Genomic DNA, 13,885 nt, shown 5'->3' on the forward strand with positions numbered 1-13,885 from the left:
TGTAATCGAAATAAAGCTCACCTCATTAAAAAGTAATTAAGCAAAACACGAACTTTATTGCTGATACTTAATTCATAATTCGCATTACTTTATAGCCGTTATTATAGACTGTAGGTAATCATTGTTCAATACGAAAGACGAAATTAAATTTAATTCTAATGTTCGTGTTTACTCGATAAATATTTAAATGTGGCGGGTATACCTTCATGATTGTTGGTGGAAGTCTTTTTTACCGATTTAAGAACGGAACAATTCATCTGCATACAAAAAGGAGAGATTTTATATTAATTTTTTTCTAACCGTTTACTAATTTTTGCAAACATTATATGCTATTAACAAGTTACAACTGAAAGGATTGATAATCGTGTCTAGAAAGAATGTGCAACAATATTTCGAGCATTTAGGGCTTTTGGAACGGATTAAAGTATTGGATCAATCAAGTGCAACGGTGGCGGATGCCGCGGCAGCTTTAGGATGTGAACCGGAACATATCGCTAAAACGTTATCGTTATTGATTGATGAGCAGCCGATTTTGGTGGTTATGGCTGGGGATGCAAAGATTGACAATCATAAATATAAGGAAGCCTTCCATAAACGCGCGGAGATGATTCATCGCCAAGAAGTTGAGGCATACATTGGTCACGCGCCGGGTGGTGTCTGCCCGTTTGCGGTGAAAGCAAATGTCTTAACGTACCTGGATGTTTCACTGAAAAGATTTGACACTATTTTTCCGGCAGCCGGAGATAGTCACAGTGCAGTTAAGTTATCACTTAAAGAATTGGAAGCTTGTGCAAAAGCTGAAAAGTGGGTAGATGTCTGCAAAAACTGGGCATAATGGCTTCACTTAAATAATAATATAATTGTAATGATTATGTACGCTTTATTTCTACCGATTTTCGATTAAATACTTAATTGACCGTGATTTCTAATAATCCGGTCTTCTTTTTTATTGACTAAAATCATAACTAGTATATACTATCTTGTGGCAATTGGTTGATAAAATAGTTGATTAAATTCCTTTGTTTTTATGGAATTTAGTCAGACGAAGGGAAGGCTAAAGATGAAAGATGATGAGGAGAAATCGGATAAACAGAAACTGTTTTCCTTTGATGAGCAGGAAGGTAAAAGTCTCGATGAGGTAAACGGCAGTATCGAAGTTCCTGATAACGCTGGTTTCTGGCAAACATTATTTACTTATACAGGTCCCGGCATCCTAATTGCGGTTGGCTATATGGATCCCGGTAACTGGATTACGTCAATTGCCGGTGGTGCCCAGTTTAATTACAAGCTGCTGACGGTGATTCTGATATCAAGCCTGATTGCAATGCTGCTTCAAGCAATGTCTGCTCGATTGGGTATTGTGAGTGGAAAAGATCTGGCACAGCTAACCCGGGAGCACACTTCCAAGCGAGTCGGTTTTTTCCTTTGGATTATCACGGAATTGGCCATTATGGCGACGGATATTGCTGAAATTATTGGTTCTGCTATTGCCATCAAGCTTTTATTTAATATTCCGCTCATTATTGGTATCTTGATTACCAGTGCCGATGTGTTGATCCTGTTACTTTTAATGAAGATGGGCTTCCGAAAAATCGAAGCGATTGTAGCGACCCTGGTTGCCGTTATCCTATTGGTATTTGCGTATGAGGTCTTCCTATCCGGACCTAAAGTTGATCAGGTATTGGCCGGTTATTTTCCATCTTCGGATATTTTGACTAATAAATCGATGCTGTACCTTTCCCTTGGGATTGTTGGTGCAACGGTTATGCCTCATGATTTGTATCTGGGCTCTTCAATTTCTCAGACACGGGCTGTTGATAGAAGTGATCGTGGTGCGGTTCGAAAAGCGATTCGATTTACAACGATTGATTCCAACATTCAGTTGACACTTGCCTTTATTGTGAATAGTTTGCTATTGATTTTAGGGGCAGCCTTATTCTTCGGCACCCACAGTGAGCTTGGGCGATTTGTTGACTTGTTCAACGCGCTGAGTAACTCAAAGATTGTTGGTTCAATTGCCAGTCCGCTGTTAAGTATGCTGTTTGCCATTGCACTATTGGCATCTGGGCAGAGTTCGACCATTACCGGGACGTTGTCTGGACAGATCATCATGGAAGGCTTCATTCACCTGCATATGCCATTATGGGCACAGCGATTGTTAACACGGCTGTTATCGGTTACACCAGTGATCATTTTTGCCATTTATTATCACGGTAATGAAGCAAAAATTGAAAACTTATTAACTTTTTCGCAGGTTTTTCTGAGCATTGCGTTGCCGTTTGCCATCGTGCCATTAGTGATGTTTACAAGTAGTAAAACAATTATGGGAGAATTTGCCAATCGGGTGTGGGTCAAATATGCAGCCTGGATTGCCACGGTAGTCTTGGTCGTGTTAAATATTTATCTGATCCTGCAAACTTTCCATGCATTTTAATCACAGAAACGCCATTCCTTTTATAAAAAATAGTCACGTCTTGATTGGAATGTTCTTTATAAAGGGACTTGACCTAAATGATACAAAAGGACAATTGATCCGGAGTTTTTTCCGAGTCAATTGTCCTTTTATGATGAATGATTCTTTGATATTGATCAGTTATCAAAGGATCTGTTCGCAATCGGTTTATTTGGGTTATTTTCAATTAGTTACTGTTTGACTTGGTAATTGCCATCAGGAATGTAGATGGTGGCCGGTTTGATTTTGCGCATGATGGGTAGGCCTGGATCTGGAGTCACCGAAGTGACATTCCCAGTAGGTACAGCCCTCGATGATTAGGCCGGCACCCATACTTAGTCCACAAAAAATTACAATTACCAATAAGGTCATAACTTGACAGTCCCTTCCTTTGATTACCCGGTCATTGCCTGATCTGGTACCATCTTGTTAACTTTTACACTGTAATCATAATAGAAAACGTTATAAATAACAACCCCTGCGGAACAAATTAATCAACCATTTTCTGACTTAACGCTTTTGTGAGCGCGTCTACCGTATGGTTGATTTCAGTGCTGGTAACGGGTTGCTTAAAAAATAAATAACTGACAACCAGCCCCGCGACCACGGACCACATAATCCTTAGAATTTCAGTGTTTGCCCAATTAACCAGGAACTGGTTTGCTTTAAACATTGAAAGATTCCGGTTGATATTTTCTAAGTAAAATGTGGCTGATGAGGCAAACTGATCCTGGAAATCGGCTCTTAGTTGGTCATCATAAATCATTTCGGCCATAAAAATTTTGAGGACATCTGCGTTTTCTTCCATAAACCGAACCCGATCTTTTACCGATGCTTCTATAAAGGCGTGTAAAGTTGTGTATTTATCGACGATTTGGGCATCTGTAAATTTATTCAGGGTTGCCGGGAAAATCGATTGGATAACCGGATCGATGATCGCTTGGAGAAGACCGCGTTTGTTGGTGAATCGACTAAAGATGTTGCCTTCTGCAACACCGGCTTCCTCGGCTATTTCCTTGGTACTTGAATTTGAATAGCCTTTTTCAGCAAACACCTTAATAGCCGCAATCAGAATTTTTGACTGTTTATCGGTTAGGTCATCAAAAACGTGATTCTCTGTGAATAGTTTATATGAAACCTTGGTTAACAAAATATGGGAACACCACCTTTTTTATTGAAATTGACTTTACATTTTTTAGTATACCTTTTAATCGAATTTTTACAATAAATTGATTAAAAATTTATGCATGCCAAACTTATCAGCAACTATTTCAATAATAAAGGCGTTTTCAAGGAAATAAAAGGTTGACGAATTTCACAAAGCCACTATAATAAGCAGTGGGAATTAATTGAGTACTCACTCAAGTAACCAACCTGAATTCAAGACAATGAAAGAGGGCTTCAAAATGCGTGAAAGCGTGGTATCATCAAAACATCGTTTCTTTGAAAGCACAGAAGGCAGTAATAAGAGTTTAGACGAAGTAAATGGCAGCATCAAGGTTCCAAAAGACGCGGGATTTTTGAGAACTTTAATGGCATATACCGGCCCGGGAATTTTAATTGCGGTTGGTTATATGGATCCTGGCAACTGGATTACGTCAATTGCCGGTGGTGCTCAGTTTAAATACAGTTTACTGTCGGTCATCCTGATTTCCAGTTTGATTGCGATGCTGCTTCAATCTATGGCAGCACGATTGGGCATTGTCACTGGTAAGGATTTAGCTCAGTTAACCCGCGAGAATACCACTAAGAGAGTCGGTTTTGCATTATGGGTTGTGACGGAACTGGCCATTATGGCAACCGATGTGGCCGAAATTATCGGTTCGGGTATTGCGTTGGAACTGTTGTTTAAGATTCCGTTGGTTGTCGGAATTTTAATTACCAGTGCAGATGTCTTGCTGCTGTTGGTATTGATGAAGTTGGGTTTTGGAAAAATCGAGGCGATTGTTGCAACTTTGGTTTTGGTTATTCTGGGAGTCTTCTCATATGAAGTGTTCTTGTCAGGCCCGCAGATGAGTCAATTGTTTGCAGGCTATCTGCCAACAACGCATATTGTGACAAATAAATCGATGCTGTATCTGGCTCTAGGAATTGTGGGCGCAACCGTGATGCCTCACGATTTGTATCTGGGATCATCAATTTCTCAAACCATGGCGGTAGATCGAAACGATCGTGAAGATGTGGCCAAGGCAATTAAGTTTTCAACGATTGATTCAAACCTTCAGTTAACAATTGCCTTTATCGTTAACTCACTCCTGTTGGTATTGGGGGCCGCTCTATTCTTCGGTACCCATAGTACGGTTGGTCGATTTGTTGACTTGTTCAATGCACTGGGAAATTCAAGTATTGTTGGTTCAATTGCAAGTCCGATGTTAAGTATGCTGTTCGCTGTTGCATTACTGTCATCGGGGCAAAGTTCTACAATTACCGGGACACTTTCAGGCCAGATTATTATGGAAGGTTTCATTCATCTGAGAATGCCAATGTGGGCTCAACGACTGTTAACCCGGTTATTGTCAGTCACACCGGTACTGATCTTTGCAATCTATTATCATGGAAATGAAGCCAAAATTGAAAATCTCTTAACACTATCACAGGTTTTCCTAAGTGTTGCATTACCGTTTGCAATTATTCCATTGGTTAAGTACACGAGTGATAAGAAACTAATGGGTGAATTTGCAAACAAGGACTGGGTTAAGTACTGTGCATGGACTGCGACAGTCGTCCTGATCGGATTAAATGTTTATCTGATTTTGCAAACTTTGGGACTCATTTAAGGTAATCAAATCCATTTATAAAAAGAATTTGCGAGATGAAAATGCTCTTTATAAGTGAATTTGACAGAGTGTGAAAAAAGCTGGTTAGACTCCAGAGTATAACGCCATAAGGCCAATATTCCCAAATCAGGAATATTGGCTTTATGACGTTATATGGCCGGAGTCTGGCTTTTTTTACACGTTTCGGCAAATTAAAACAAACTACATTTAATAGGTGGTTTATGTGTCAGCGTCACTTATATACGGTAGAATGAATGTAATGCCAATGAAAACGAAGTGCACGGGGGATTAGATGATGATAAAACCGGAAAAAGAAGTTGCTGGTATCAAATGGATAGAAACTGAAAGGCTCACCGCTGAGGAGCGGCAACAACTTCAAAAACAATACGCAATCGATGAAGACATCATGACTTATGTGACTGATAAGGATGAAAGTGCCAATTATGTTCATGATATTAATGAGGGTGATCAATTGTTCATCTTCTTGGCACCATATTCGATTGATCGGAAAAACTTACGTTATATTACCAGGCCGTTTGCGATTCTGCTGCATAAGGGCAAGCTGTTTACTTTTAATGAAAGTCGAATTCATGAAGTTACCGCGTCGTTGCGGGATGCAGCGGATAATCCAGAAGTTCATACAGTGGATGCGTTTATTTTGGAAACGTTGTTTTCACTTGTGGACAGTTATATTCCAATTTCCAGGGAAGCTTCTAAAAAGCGAAATCATTTGGACAAAATGCTTAATCGAAATACAAAAAATGCTGATTTAATTGCCTTGTCGCATTTGCAACAGACATTGACATTCTTGTCCAGTGCAACGCAAATTAATTTAAATTTACTCAATCGATTACCGAGAACTTATTTTGGGAATAATGCTGATCAAGACAAGAAAGACCTGTTTGAAGATGTTCAGATTGAAGCCGAGCAGGTTCAACGAATGATTGAAATTGAAACCCAGGTGGTTGACCGAATTGACCATACCTTTAATAACATTGCCAATAATAATTTGAATGACACAATGAAGTTTCTGACAATCTGGTCGTTAACGATGGCGGTACCAACAATTATTACCGGTTTTTACGGCATGAACGTTGCTTTACCGTTATCAAGAATGGAGGACGCGTGGGTACTGGTCATCCTGATCTCAGTGACGTTGATTGTGTGGCTGTTGATAATGTTGAGGGTGAGGCACAAAATGTAGCGTGCGAAAAGAGACGTTTAGTTCCCAGAATATAAGCAGGGAGCTGTCTCTTGGAGCACGTTTCGTGACCAAAAGCAAAAAACGGTTTGCCGGAATTAATAGTGTTAATCAGCTTCTACCATCTCCATGTCAGTTAACCGATACTTAACTTTTACGCAATCTTTACGGGTAATTCACCAAACCAATCACTGAACGAATTACAATAATGGTGTTACATTAAAGGTTGTGAGACTGAAAAAGGGGTGTGATTAGAATGAAGAATAACAGTGCAGCATTTGCTACATCAACGTCATCATTTGAAGCTGGTGCAATCCCAATCTCCGAGTCCCAAGGCGTTCAAATTAAGACATTAGCACCAACAAAATCAGAGGCGGATCACGAAATTAAATTGGAAGGTGCATTCAACGTTCGTGATCTCGGTGGCTTCGTCACAAAAGATGGTCGGCGAATCAAAGACCATCTTTTACTACGTTCAGCGCGGTTAAACCATTTGACTAAAAATGATATTCAAGTACTTACTCATCAATATAATGTTGGCATCGACTTTGACCTGCGACGTCCTCAGGAAGTGGCGGAAGCACCTGATATGAAGATGCCGGGTGTCAAATACATCAATGATTCGGTGGATACGGACGAAAGTTTCCATTATCACATTAATGACCGTAATAATCGGAAACATTATCGTTCCTATATTTCCAATCAGCGTGCAAGAGAAGCCTACCATGATTTATTTATGACGCTTCTTAACGCCAATGATAAAGCGGTACTTTGGCATTGTGCTTCCGGTAAAGATCGAACCGGCCTGGGCGGTGCTTTGATTATGTACGTGCTTGGTGTTGATATGGCAACTATTTTTGATGATTATGATGCTTCCAATGATTTCTTGCGAGCACATAATATGAAACGTCTTGAAGCCTTGAAAACGGCCGGTGCCAGTCGGGATGAACTTGAATTGGCCCGTGTTGATGGTGGCGTTGATCGTTCTTATCTTCATGCTGCTTTTGATGAAGTTAAGAAGGAGTTTGGCTCCATTGATGCCTATTTGGTAAATGGGTTGCGGATTTCCAAGCGTCAGCAAAGAAAACTCAGAAAACAGTATTTGATTTAAATCGTTTAATAAAGATTGAGCCACTTGGGTAGAGGAGGATTCCTTTATTCAAGTGGCTTTTATGGTGTGATAAGGGTTGTTATTTGTATACTGCCCGGGGTATGATGAAGATGGAAACACAAAGAAAGAAGGTCGATTTTAATGATGAGATCATGGGGTTGCGGTTCAGGTTGGTCTGGTTTTGGTCACATGGGCTGGATGGGTTCAGGTATGAGCTATCTAACAATTGCATTAATTGTGATTTTAATAGTCGTGTTGTACATGGCCTTTCGTACCAATCGTCAGTCAAATCAGCAATCGTCCGCAATGGCAATACTGGATGAACAATATGCTTTGGGAAAAATTAGTGAAGATGAGTATTTGAAACGCAAGAAGAATTTGGGCAAATAGATGTTGCTTGTGCTTGGTACAAGAAACCCGAACCCTTTTGAAGTCAAAAGGGTTCGGGTTTCTTTATTTTTATTTATATAAGTACTGAACAACAGGTTTTTGATGCGTGTCATAAGAATATCTAATCAAAGCGGTCTTGCCATTTTTCTTGGTTCTTTTAAGGTACATTTTGTCATGACTAACGGTTAACGTGAATTTCCAATAGCCCTTTTTGTTTGGCTTATTGCTCATGATAAAACCGGTTGAAGATTTTGAATTCCTATCTGATTGCATATTAAAATTGATTCCATTCTGCGTGAGACGATATTTAGAGACGGTCAATGTAAATGAATAACCGGCGTCCGTTGTTGTGTAGGAGCCTTTCCAGGTTCCGCGCAAAGTAGATGGAATTGGCTTTAATGCTGTGTCTTTTGCCAGAACAGTCGAGCCGGAAAATAAAGCAAATGAGAAGACCGCTGTCGTGATGATACCGGGTTTAAGTAATGTCATCAAAAATCGCTTCCTTTTCTAACGTATTGATCTTCGTGCTAGTTTGAGTATACATCAGTAGATTGATAAAGTGGCGTGTTTTTACATTAGCATTCTTGACGGCGTTGGTTACTTGGAATCAAGCTACCTGAATGTTAAGGATTCGATTTAATAGCCCTCTGTTAAGGTCTACCTGGTTCACAGCGACTGTTCCGTCAGCCAGATATGATTGTAGATTTTTATAAAAAATTGAAAAAGGCTGCTTCATTGTAAGTTGAAAAGCCACCAGAGATATGTGGTGTAATCAGGACGTTTGGCATATCCCAAAGTATTGATTCTTTGTCCAACAGTTCTTGATCAAAGACATTAAGAACTGCAACGGATAATTGATGATTTTTTAATGCTGTCTTCAGAGCATCCGTATCAACACTTGGGCCCCGGCCAGCATTAATAAAGATAGGTTGATTGGTAAAGGCAGTAAAAACGTCTTGGTTAAAGTAACGAGAAGTTTTTGATGTGAGTGGCATTGTATTAACAATGAATTTGGCTGACTGAATTTGTTTTGAGGAGATTTGGGTTGGTAAAAAGTGATCGAATCCGGGAACTGTATGCCCAGAGGTATTTATACCGATGGTTTTTATTCCAAATATAGGCAATTTTTGACCCGATCTTTCCGGTGTCGTAAATGGCAATCGGGACGTCTTTAAGATTATAGACGTGCTGACGCAAAGAAGCACTCAGCTATTTTTCGAAATAATAAGTTCCCATTCGTTGACCACCTCGAAGTACTTTAGCTGTATCAACACCATAACCACGAAGATGATAAAAGGCTGCCTCGCCGAGCATGTTTTGGGGGAGTTTTGTGATAAAGCTGATTTGATCACCTAATACAGAAAGTGAGACAGCAACGTTTAATTCCACACCACCAAATGGAGCCTCAAAAGAAGTGGCCTGAATAATTCTTGTAGAATCTGCAGGTTTGAATCGTAACATCAGTTCACCGAAAAAAGTAAATTTCATAATTGAGTCGTCTCTTAAATTCGAATATTTGGTTCCGCTTACACTAATTGCATATTAATATATCAAATTGCTGGCGATTATTTAAAAAAACTCTTTTGAATGAGCTTATCAAAAGAGGGAGATAGGCGGATGAGTTTTAAATAATCGCATATGGATTTTCAAAATTAATCGATAAAGTAATCCGGGAATTCTGAAACAAGTGTTTTCTTTTCAGCAAGTATCAGGGTCAGATGGTCAAAGGCACGTTGACCGCTTAATTGCTGGTTGTGACTTTTTGTCGCGTCAAGGATGCCTTGATGCTGCTCAATTAATTCTTCCCATGGCATTTCTGCTTTCTGAATTCGAAGAAAGCGATAACGGTCTAGTTGAAGTGTGAGTACCTTCAACCAATTCCAGATTTCACCTTTGCCGGTTGCCATATAAAACTTTTTGTGAAAGTCGTTATCCAAGTAGAAAAAATCAACACTGTTTCGGTTCTTGGCAGCCAGCTTTTGCTTTTCGATCACATTTTGAGCATCCAGTACATCGAAATCACTCATTTCTTGAGATGCTTCTTCTACGACGCTTCGTTCCACATTTTGGCGGACAAAACGGGCATTTAAAGCACTTTTTAAACTGATTTTGGTGACATATGTACCGCTTTGTGGAACCGTGTCCATGAGGCCGTCGTTTTTAAGGCGTAAAATGGCTTCCCGGACAGGGGTTCGACTAATATTTAATTTGTCTACCAGGTTTTTATCCTGAACCCGTTCACCTGAGGTTAATTTAAGTTTTAAAATATCATCAAGGATTGTTTGATAAGCAATTTCGTTAAGGCTTTTCATTGGTTAATTCTTCATATTTTTGTTTTATTAAAATCAGTATACTAATATTATTCTGTCACGACAATCATGGCTGAATAGAAAGGATATAATATTATTTGACAGTGCTTTCCGGGCTTGGTAAATCAGTTTTGATTAATATACTAGAATGTTATTTTTGGCAGATTAAAACTTTTCTGTAGGAGGAAACTATGGCAAATCTTAAAATAGGGTTTCGTTGGTTTGGTCAGAAGAATGACCCGCTCTCGCTAGCAGAAATCAGACAGATCCCTCAAACAAAATAGGTTGAAAATGTGGGTTTAAAGCTCGAAGTGATTGAGTCGGTTAATAGACATGATGACATTAAAATCGGCCTGCCTAGTCGTGATCAGTATATTGTAAATTACATTCAGACAATTAAGAATCTTTCGAAAGTGGGTATTAAGGTTATTTGCTATAACTTTATGCCGGTGTTTGATTGGTTTACCACGGATTTTCAAAGATCGTGACGATATGATTAGAATTGAACAGATTCATGAATCACGTTATAACGGGTTTACCATTTGTACCGGGAATTTGGGAGAAAATCCGGTAAATGATCTACCGTCGATTATCCGCTGATTTGTTCCCAAAGATAGGGTCTCGTTTATGCAGGTTCATAACATCAAGTATGTTGGCGAAAATGCATTTCATGAATCTGCTCATCCATCGTCAGAAGGTTCTCTAGACACGTTTGACATTATGAAAGCACTTTATATGATACCGATTATGACGGGGATATTCGTCCCGACCACGGCCGAAATATTTGGGGCGAGGATGGTCATCCCGGTTATGGTCTATATGACCGCGCCCTCGGCATTACTTATTTGTTGGGACTTTGGGAAGCGTTAGAAAAAACGTCTAATTAAATTTGCGGGTCATTATTATAGAAGAAAAAATTGGCATCCACCATGATGAAAATGGGTCAGATGCCAATTCTTTTGTGCTTGATGAAGGTGTTAGCTGCTTTGCCTCTCGGTAATTTTAATAGGCGTATAAAGTGACTTGAATTGTTTAATAGATTGACTGAGGAGGGTTTCAACACCCTTGACGCCCATTTCTCGAAATGATTGGGTAACACTTGTGATTTGGGGCCGCATGATCGTGCATAGAAAAGTGCCATCGATACTGATAACGGCAAAATCGTTTGGTACCCGGATACCGAATTTTTGGGCCTGGTTCAACATGCCGATGGCAGCGAGGTCACTGGAAGCGACCGCTGCTGTTAAGTCGGTGTGTTGTTCATAATAGGACATTGCGGAAATACCATCATCATATGTGAACTCGCCATCATAAACCCAATCTAGTTTTGGCGTGACATGATTGCTGGACAGTGCCTTCCAATAACCGGCTAATCGTAACTGGCCGATAACCGTTTCGGGATCAGCTGCCGCAAAGCCGATTTTGGTATGTCCCTTATCCATGAGATATTTAGTTGCCTGATAGCCGACTTGAAAGTCGTCCGATGAGATGAACGGGAACCGTCCTTTGAGAAACCCGATGGAGAGAAATAGAAAGGGGATGTTTGCCGATCTCAACAAAGCATCGTTCTTTGTATTTAAATCGATCGCTACCAACAAAATTCCCATGACGGTACGTTCAATAACCGTTTCCAGCGCACGTCTTTGTAAGTCAAGGTTCTTCTCGCCCGCATATAAAATAATAACATCCAAACCGTTCTTCATTGCTGTTTCCTGAATGCCGTCAATAATTTGATCGGCAGCGTTGGTCTGAATTGTACTGATAATGACTGCCAGAACATGGCTTTTTTGAGTGACTAATTCAACGGCACTGGTGTTTTTTTGGTAGCCTAATTTTTTTACCGCTTGTTTCACTTTCTTAGCCGTTTTTTCTGAGTAAAAATCGGTTTGACCTGACAAAACTCGCGAAACGGTTGCCGGTGACACCCCCGCTAATTTTGCAATATCCTTGATTGTGGTGCCCATTTTCGCCGCTTCCTTTCTAAAGCATGAATCATATTAGTAACTATTCTACCATATAAATTCTGTTATTTTTGTAAACGTTTGTGCAAGTGATATAAAAGAGTTGCAACCGTTTGCATTTAATGTTAATATCTTCAGTATAGAAGTTGATGAAACCGTTTTCTATCAATTTATATCAATTGGCCAAATGATATAAAACGGTTCCGTAACAAATAATATATCTTGATACCTGTATATATTGGGGGAGTTCATATGATTGCTAAAAAACAAGTTGGTAAGATCGCCGGGCAGGCACAGGTTCAATCCGAAGCCAAGCCACAGCATAAGGGACTGCCAACGTTAAAATTAAGTACTATTTTTGCAATGACATTCGGTTTCTTCGGCGTCAACATGGCGTTTTCATTACAGTCTTCGCAAATGGGACGGATTTTTCAAACCATTGGCGCAGATCCGACAAAATTAGGTTTCTTCTTTATTCTCCCGCCTCTTGCGGGAATGGTTGTTCAGCCATTAATTGGTAAGTATTCGGATCAAACGTGGAATCGATTTGGCCGACGGATGCCATATCTGATGATTGGCGCACCGATCGCTGCGTTGGTCATGATTTTGCTTCCAAATGCCGGGTCGTTTGGTTTTGGCTATGCATCGCTTGCTGCATTGATGTTTGGTGCCATTACGATTCTATTTATGGATTTATCATCAAATGTCTGCATGCAGCCGTTTAAGATGATTATTGGTGACATGGTTAACGAAGATCAAAAGGATAAAGCATGGTCTTGGCAACAATCATTTTCCAATCTTGGCGGTGTACTTGCTACGATTTTTCCATTCCTGTTAACCTGGATTGGGGTTTCAAACGTTGCGCCAAAAGGTGAAGTACCTTTGTCCGTTAAGATGGCCTTTTATATTGGTGCCGGCGTCCTGCTTTTGACATCGCTATACACCATCTGGTCGGTTAAAGAGTACGATCCAATGACTTATGCACGCTATCATGGTATTTCGGAAGATAAGAAGAAAGAAAAACAGCCAAGTCTTTGGCACTTGGTTAAAACAGCTCCCCGGTCATTCTGGGAAGTCTCATTTGTTCAATTGTTTGACTGGTTTGCTTTTCAATACATCTGGACTTACGGAACGGGTGCAATTGCTAAAAATGTTTGGAATACCAGTAATCCAGCATCTGCCGGTTATCAGGCAGCCGGAAACTGGTTTGGTATTATGACCTGTGTTGAATCATTGGCCGCGGTTATTTGGGGCTTTTTGGTTCTGTCACACACGAAACCCACGCAGCGTAAATTCTGGTTTAGAATTGGTTTGATTATGGGTGGTACCGGTATGATTTGGGTATTCTTTGTCCATTCACAAATGCTGCTGATTGTGCCGTTTGCTCTAATCGGTATCAGTTACCTGACAATGCAGACTGAAGCATTATCATTATTCACGGAGTCACTTCATGGTGAAAATGAAGGGGCTTATCTGGGACTGTTCAATTGTGGGATTTGCTTACCGCAAATTATCGCATCGGTTGCCAGCTTTGCCCTTTTCCCATTGATCGGAAAATCAATGCCCGGAATGATTGTGATTGCCGGTGTGATGATGTTTATCGGTGCTTTGGCAGTTGGAATGATTCATCCGGCTTATTCTGAAAAATCAGCAATTAATCAATAAGTGAAGGATTTTAAATTAA

General features: G+C 40.0%; 13 protein-coding genes and 1 pseudogene. 8 read left to right on the top strand and 6 right to left on the bottom strand.

What is annotated here, in order from left to right; genetic code table 11:
• Positions 1-364: 364 nt before the first annotated feature.
• A complete protein-coding gene (locus HMPREF0519_RS10275; protein ID WP_225429149.1) occupies positions 365-835 on the top strand; it encodes a YbaK/EbsC family protein in 471 nt (156 codons plus the stop codon).
• A gap of 225 nt (positions 836-1,060) precedes the next feature.
• Positions 1,061-2,434: an Nramp family divalent metal transporter gene (locus HMPREF0519_RS10280; RefSeq protein ID WP_040472794.1), complete on the top strand. Its 1,374-nt coding sequence runs from the start codon at positions 1,061-1,063 to the stop codon at positions 2,432-2,434.
• Positions 2,435-2,942: 508 nt separating this feature from the next.
• Here HMPREF0519_RS10280 and HMPREF0519_RS10285 read toward each other — a convergent pair.
• Complete coding sequence (locus tag HMPREF0519_RS10285) at positions 2,943-3,602, bottom strand: TetR/AcrR family transcriptional regulator (RefSeq protein ID WP_003636006.1); 660 nt, start codon at positions 3,600-3,602, stop codon at positions 2,943-2,945.
• Between the two features lie 256 nt (positions 3,603-3,858).
• Here HMPREF0519_RS10285 and HMPREF0519_RS10290 point away from each other — a divergent pair, with 256 nt between their 5' ends.
• The 4 genes from HMPREF0519_RS10290 (at position 3,859) to HMPREF0519_RS10305 (ending at position 7,931) form a co-directional block, all read left to right on the top strand.
• Positions 3,859-5,229 carry an Nramp family divalent metal transporter gene (locus tag HMPREF0519_RS10290; RefSeq protein WP_050768679.1) on the top strand — a complete coding sequence of 457 codons (1,371 nt, stop codon included), beginning with the start codon at positions 3,859-3,861 and terminating at the stop codon, positions 5,227-5,229.
• 295 nt (positions 5,230-5,524) lie between these two features.
• Positions 5,525-6,433: a magnesium transporter CorA family protein gene (locus tag HMPREF0519_RS10295; RefSeq protein ID WP_035462317.1), complete on the top strand. Its 909-nt coding sequence runs from the start codon at positions 5,525-5,527 to the stop codon at positions 6,431-6,433.
• Positions 6,434-6,686: 253 nt separating this feature from the next.
• A complete protein-coding gene (locus HMPREF0519_RS10300; protein ID WP_003552898.1) occupies positions 6,687-7,541 on the top strand; it encodes a tyrosine-protein phosphatase in 855 nt (284 codons plus the stop codon).
• Between the two features lie 141 nt (positions 7,542-7,682).
• Positions 7,683-7,931 (top strand): SHOCT domain-containing protein, encoded by a 249-nt coding sequence (locus HMPREF0519_RS10305; protein WP_003636011.1) that lies wholly within the window; start codon positions 7,683-7,685, stop codon positions 7,929-7,931.
• A gap of 69 nt (positions 7,932-8,000) precedes the next feature.
• Here HMPREF0519_RS10305 and HMPREF0519_RS10310 read toward each other — a convergent pair whose 3' ends face one another.
• The 4 genes from HMPREF0519_RS10310 to HMPREF0519_RS10325 all read right to left on the bottom strand — a co-directional run bounded on the left by HMPREF0519_RS10310 (position 8,001) and on the right by HMPREF0519_RS10325 (position 10,243).
• Complete coding sequence (locus tag HMPREF0519_RS10310; RefSeq protein WP_003558300.1) at positions 8,001-8,420, bottom strand: hypothetical protein; 420 nt, start codon at positions 8,418-8,420, stop codon at positions 8,001-8,003.
• A 218-nt stretch (positions 8,421-8,638) separates the two neighbouring features.
• Positions 8,639-9,091 (bottom strand): NAD(P)-dependent oxidoreductase, encoded by a 453-nt coding sequence (locus HMPREF0519_RS10315; protein ID WP_003636013.1) that lies wholly within the window; start codon positions 9,089-9,091, stop codon positions 8,639-8,641.
• A gap of 49 nt (positions 9,092-9,140) precedes the next feature.
• On the bottom strand, positions 9,141-9,419 hold the full coding sequence (locus tag HMPREF0519_RS10320; protein ID WP_003636014.1) for a PfkB family carbohydrate kinase: 279 nt from the start codon (positions 9,417-9,419) through the stop codon (positions 9,141-9,143).
• Between the two features lie 164 nt (positions 9,420-9,583).
• The gene (locus HMPREF0519_RS10325; protein ID WP_003636016.1) at positions 9,584-10,243 is read right to left on the bottom strand and encodes a GntR family transcriptional regulator; all 660 of its coding nucleotides are present in this window, start codon (positions 10,241-10,243) and stop codon (positions 9,584-9,586) included.
• 188 nt (positions 10,244-10,431) lie between these two features.
• On the opposite strand from HMPREF0519_RS10325, the pseudogene HMPREF0519_RS13420 reads away from it, so the two are divergent.
• Positions 10,432-11,127, top strand: a pseudogene (locus tag HMPREF0519_RS13420) (mannonate dehydratase).
• 90 nt (positions 11,128-11,217) lie between these two features.
• Here the strand turns inward: HMPREF0519_RS13420 and HMPREF0519_RS10340 are convergent.
• Entirely contained in the window at positions 11,218-12,204 is a 987-nt protein-coding gene (locus HMPREF0519_RS10340; protein ID WP_003636022.1) for a LacI family DNA-binding transcriptional regulator, read from the bottom strand.
• 249 nt (positions 12,205-12,453) lie between these two features.
• Here HMPREF0519_RS10340 and HMPREF0519_RS10345 point away from each other — a divergent pair, with 249 nt between their 5' ends.
• The gene (locus HMPREF0519_RS10345) at positions 12,454-13,866 is read left to right on the top strand and encodes an SLC45 family MFS transporter (protein WP_003636025.1); all 1,413 of its coding nucleotides are present in this window, start codon (positions 12,454-12,456) and stop codon (positions 13,864-13,866) included.
• Positions 13,867-13,885: the final 19 nt, after the last annotated feature.

Source organism: Lentilactobacillus hilgardii DSM 20176 = ATCC 8290 (assembly GCF_000159315.1).
Taxonomy (GTDB): domain Bacteria; phylum Bacillota; class Bacilli; order Lactobacillales; family Lactobacillaceae; genus Lentilactobacillus; species Lentilactobacillus hilgardii.

What these genes read in the sequence shown, in the direction of transcription:
- HMPREF0519_RS10280 (WP_040472794.1), top strand. Translation starts at nt 1,061, where the DNA reads ATGAAAGATGATGAGGAGAAATCGGATAAACAGAAACTGTTTTCCTTT.
- HMPREF0519_RS10290 (WP_050768679.1), top strand. Translation starts at nt 3,859, where the DNA reads ATGCGTGAAAGCGTGGTATCATCAAAACATCGTTTCTTTGAAAGCACA.
- HMPREF0519_RS10295 (WP_035462317.1), top strand. Translation starts at nt 5,525, where the DNA reads ATGATAAAACCGGAAAAAGAAGTTGCTGGTATCAAATGGATAGAAACT.
- HMPREF0519_RS10300 (WP_003552898.1), top strand. Translation starts at nt 6,687, where the DNA reads ATGAAGAATAACAGTGCAGCATTTGCTACATCAACGTCATCATTTGAA.
- HMPREF0519_RS10305 (WP_003636011.1), top strand. Translation starts at nt 7,683, where the DNA reads ATGATGAGATCATGGGGTTGCGGTTCAGGTTGGTCTGGTTTTGGTCAC.
- HMPREF0519_RS10310 (WP_003558300.1), bottom strand. Translation starts at nt 8,420, where the DNA reads ATGACATTACTTAAACCCGGTATCATCACGACAGCGGTCTTCTCATTT.
- HMPREF0519_RS10320 (WP_003636014.1), bottom strand. Translation starts at nt 9,419, where the DNA reads ATGAAATTTACTTTTTTCGGTGAACTGATGTTACGATTCAAACCTGCA.
- HMPREF0519_RS10325 (WP_003636016.1), bottom strand. Translation starts at nt 10,243, where the DNA reads ATGAAAAGCCTTAACGAAATTGCTTATCAAACAATCCTTGATGATATT.
- HMPREF0519_RS10340 (WP_003636022.1), bottom strand. Translation starts at nt 12,204, where the DNA reads ATGGGCACCACAATCAAGGATATTGCAAAATTAGCGGGGGTGTCACCG.
- HMPREF0519_RS10345 (WP_003636025.1), top strand. Translation starts at nt 12,454, where the DNA reads ATGATTGCTAAAAAACAAGTTGGTAAGATCGCCGGGCAGGCACAGGTT.